The following is a 3,406-nucleotide window of genomic DNA, read 5'->3' as shown; positions in this document are numbered from 1 at the left end:
GCAGGGCCTCGGCAATGATGGCCGCGTCTTCCTGCGGCCGGGCCTTGAGGCCCAGCTCGGCGTGACCGCCGGAACAGACAAAGCCCTGAGGGCCAAGTTCCAGAAAACCGGCGGAAAGCACCTGGCCGTAGGGCAGTTGCTCGCGCATATCGCCGTGGTCAACGCGGCGGGGAAAGACAAAGGGTACGGGCTGGCCGGAAAAGTCTTCGACAATGAGGTATTTCACCGGGCCTCCTTAGCGGCTCTGCTGGGCTTTGCGCCTGTTTTGCAGGTACTGGCGCACGGCCTTGTTGTGGTCCGCAAGATTGGTGGAAAAAGCATGCTCGCCGCCGTCCGTGATGGCGACAAAGTACAGAAAATTATGTTTTTCCGGCTCGATGGCTGCCTTGAGCGCCGTCATGCCGAACGAGCATATGGGGCCGGGCGGCAGCCCCGGCCGCTGATAGGTATTGTACAGGTTGTTGGGATCATCCAGGTGGCTGCGCCGCAGATTGCCGTCAAAGGCCGGGCCAAGGCCGTAAATGACCGTGGGGTCGGCCTGAAGGATCATGTTGCGGGCCAGGCGGTTCTGGTAAACCCCGGCCACGCGCGGGCGCTCGGCCTCAACGCCGGTTTCTTTTTCCACCACCGAGGCCAGGATCACCCAGGTTTTCAACTGGTCCACGGCGGGTTTTTTTCCGTCGGGCCACACGGGGGCGGCCTTGCGCCAGAAGTTGTCCACCATGCGCCCGGCCACGCTGCGGGCCTGGGCCATATCCGGTTCGTCAGCTTTCTTCAGCAGATAGGTGTCCGGCATAAGAAAGCCCTCGGCCGTGGCAAAGGGGATGCCGTAGTGCCGCAGAAAGGCCGGGTCCATCACGACCTGGCGGAAGTCGTCAAAGCGTACAAGCCCCGCTTCTTCCAGCAGTTTGCCGGTCTGCCACCATGTGAGGCCCTCGGGTATGGTGATGCGGAAAAGCACCGGGCGGCCGTTGACCAGCGTATCCAGCACCTTTTCGGGCAGCCAGCCGGAATTGAGGGCAAAACGCCCGGCCTGAAGGCGGCTGTCCCATTCCTTGTAGCGGGCCAGCAGGGTGAAGCGGCGGGCATCGGTAATGATGCCCTTCTGCTCAAGCCCTGCCGCCACCTGGGCAAAGCGCGCGCCGGGCGGCACGTCAAAAAAGACTTCCTGCCCTTCGCTTTGCGCCGGGGTGTTGAGGAAGGTATGAGCCTCGTAAGCAAGCCAGCCGCCGCCGGCAAGGGCCAGCAGCAACAGCAGTCCGAGCAGGCGCAGCAGTATTTTCATGCGGGACTCCGCTCTTGCGGGGCAAGGGATAGAAAGGATGACAGGATGCGGACCGCGGCCTGCTGGTCAAGCACGGCCTTGCGCTTGCGCATCTTCAGCCCGGCTTCGCGCAGGTCGGCCCAGGCTTCTTCGGAACTCAGCTCTTCGACCATGTAATAAAAAGGCAGAGGCACGCGACGCTTGAGGCGCTGGGTAACATTGCGCACCTGCCTTGTGATCAGGCTTTCTTCCCCGTCCTGCGTGAGGGGCAGGCCCACCACAACCGCTTCCGCCCCGGTTTCGATGATTTTTTCCGCCAGGGCGGCGAGAAAGAGCTTGCGGTCAGTATAGTCTTGCAGGCGCACGGTCGCCAGAGGGAAGGCCATGCGCCCGTCAGGGTCCGACACGGCCAGGCCCGTGCGGGCCAGGCCGTAATCCACACTTACAAATTTCAACTACAGCCCCATTTTTTCGCGTACCAGACTCATGGTTTGGCAGGCAAAGGCGCGGGCGCGTTCATTGCCGTGAGCGAGGATTTCGTCTACCCGGGCGGGATTGGCATCGAGCACGGCGCGGCGCTGCTGCAAGGGCGTCAGGAATGTTTCAAGGTTTCTGAGGAATATTTTTTTGCAGTCCACACAGCCCAGTGTAGCGGCGGTGCAGCCCTGGCGGATTTCTGCCTGTTCTTCGGCGCTGCTCAAAAGCACGTGGTACGGAAAGAGATTACAGACATCGGGATTGCCGGGGTCGGATTTGCGCAGGCGGGCTTTGTCGGTAAACATGCCACGCACTTTTTCCTGAATATCCGCCATGTTGTCTGACAGAAAAATGCCGTTGTTGTAGCTTTTCGACATTTTGCGCCCGTCAAGGCCGGGGCATTTGGCTGCCGGGGTGAGCATGGCCTTGGGTTCGGGCAGCAGGTCGCCGCCGTAAAGATAGTTGAAGCGCCGGGCGATTTCGCGGGTCAGTTCCATATGGGGCAACTGGTCTTCGCCCACAGGCACGCCGTGGGGGCGGTACATGAGGATGTCCGCCGCCATGAGCACGGGGTAGCACAGAAAACCCGCATTGCCGAGGTCCTTGTTGCTGATCTGCTGCTGCTGTTCCTTGTAGGTGGGGTTGCGCTCAAGCCAGGACACGGGCGTAATCATAGAGAGCAACAGCGAAAGTTCGGCATGTTCCTTTACCTCGGACTGGCGGAAGATCACGCAGTCTTCGGGATTGAGGCCGGCGCCCACCCAGTCCTTGACCATTTCGCGAATGTTTTGGCCCACTTTGGACGGATCGGCATAATCGCTGGTAAGGGCGTGCCAGTCTGCCACAAAAAAGTATGCCTCTTCCGTGTGTTGCAATTCGACCCAGTTTTTCAGCACGCCGAAGTAGTGGCCGAGGTGCAGGGGGCCGGTGGGCCGCATGCCGGAAACAGTGCGCAGTTCTTTGCTCATGAAAAACAGTCCTTTGAAATTATAAAATGCCCAACAGAGACAACAGGCCACGGGCGCTGCCGCTCACCAGCGGCCCCAGCACCATGCCCAGCAGGCCGGTGAACAACAGGCCCAGCAGGATGATAAAGCCGAAGCGTTCGACGCTCAGATAGCGCAAGGCTGCATTAAAGGGCAAAAAATAGGCTACAACCTTGCTTCCGTCCAGCGGCGGGATGGGCAGCAGGTTCAGCCAGCCCAGGCCGAAATTGATGACAACCCCTGCCTGCATGGATTTGAGGGCAAAAATGTAGAAATTGCTGTACTGCCATTCAATGGGCGGAAAAAAATTCAGGGTCAGGCGCAGCAGCACGCCGAAAATTCCCGCCAGAATAAAGTTGGTCAGCGGTCCCGCAAGGGCGACCAGCATCATGCCCTTGGCCGGATCGCGAAAATAGCGCGGATTGACCGGCACAGGCTTGGCCCAGCCGAAAACAAAGGAGCCGCTGAGGCTTGTGAGTCCGAAGACCATCAGCCCCATCGGGTCGATATGCGGCAGCGGGTTGAGGGTCAGCCGCCCCATCATGCGGGCGTGCTCTGCTGTGTGCCGTAACGGGCGAAGTTAACATGAGATATATGCTCTCGGTGTGAGCGTGTCCCGTGGCGTTTGCGCCGTGCTTTCTTTGCCTTTGTGCCGGTTGCGGCAGGGGCGGCTTGTTTT

At 60.2% G+C, this 3,406-nt stretch carries 5 protein-coding genes; all 5 read right to left on the bottom strand.

Annotated features, from left to right (window positions below; translation table 11 throughout):
* On the bottom strand, nt 1–226 hold a 226-nt coding region (locus V6C16_RS09705; RefSeq protein ID WP_333543094.1), incomplete at its 3' end, for a hypothetical protein.
* Nucleotides 227–235: 9 nt separating this feature from the next.
* Complete coding sequence (gene mltG / locus V6C16_RS09700) at nt 236–1,285, bottom strand: endolytic transglycosylase MltG (RefSeq protein WP_333543093.1); 1,050 nt, start codon at nt 1,283–1,285, stop codon at nt 236–238.
* A complete protein-coding gene (gene ruvX / locus V6C16_RS09695) occupies nt 1,282–1,719 on the bottom strand; it encodes a Holliday junction resolvase RuvX (RefSeq protein ID WP_333543092.1) in 438 nt (145 codons plus the stop codon). Before ruvX ends, mltG begins: the two co-directional genes overlap by 4 nt.
* On the bottom strand, nt 1,720–2,709 hold the full coding sequence (gene trpS / locus V6C16_RS09690; protein WP_333534736.1) for a tryptophan--tRNA ligase: 990 nt from the start codon (nt 2,707–2,709) through the stop codon (nt 1,720–1,722).
* 19 nt (nt 2,710–2,728) lie between these two features.
* Nucleotides 2,729–3,271: a site-2 protease family protein gene (locus V6C16_RS09685; RefSeq protein WP_333543091.1), complete on the bottom strand. Its 543-nt coding sequence runs from the start codon at nt 3,269–3,271 to the stop codon at nt 2,729–2,731.
* Nucleotides 3,272–3,406: the final 135 nt, after the last annotated feature.

It is taken from the genome of Desulfovibrio sp. 1188_IL3213 (genome assembly GCF_036763145.1).
GTDB lineage: Bacteria > Desulfobacterota > Desulfovibrionia > Desulfovibrionales > Desulfovibrionaceae > Desulfovibrio.
Note: the sequence above shows the minus strand (reverse complement) of the source record. Positions and strands in the feature narration are given on the sequence as shown.